Source organism: Altererythrobacter sp. MTPC7 (assembly GCF_042851395.1).
In the GTDB taxonomy this organism is placed as follows: Bacteria; Pseudomonadota; Alphaproteobacteria; order Sphingomonadales; family Sphingomonadaceae; genus CAJXSN01.
Genome location: NZ_BTGS01000058.1, coordinates 1 through 402 on the forward strand (window position 1 = coordinate 1; position 402 = coordinate 402).

The 402-nt window shown below is 60.9% G+C and carries 1 pseudogene; it reads left to right on the plus strand.

Features of this window, described 5'->3' with window-relative positions:
• Positions 1 to 58 precede the first annotated feature (58 nt).
• Positions 59 to 402: pseudogene (locus ACGHJ7_RS14815) on the plus strand (transposase); the annotation flags it as partial.

Genomic DNA, 402 nt, shown 5'->3' on the forward strand with positions numbered 1-402 from the left:
CCCCCTGATTTTCCTCCAAGTATGATTAGAGTCCGGCCCTGGCAGAAGGACGGACGAGATGAAGAGAAGGAGGTTCACCGAAGAGCAGATCATCGGCGTGCTCAAGGAGGCGGAGGCGGGAGCGAAGACCACTGACCTGGCTCGGCGGCACGGGGTTTCGGAAGCGACGATCTACAACTGGAAGTCGAAGTATGGCGGGCTGGAGGTATCCGATGCCCGGCGGCTCAAGGAGCTGGAGAGCGAGAACGCCAAGCTCAAGCGGTTGCTGGCCGACGCGATGCTGGACAAGGCTGCACTGAAGGATCTTCTGGCAAAAAAGTTCTGACGCCCGCCGCGAAGCGTGAAGCGGTTGCTCATCTCGAGGCATGCCACGGGATGAGCGAACGGCGGGCGTGCCGTGTT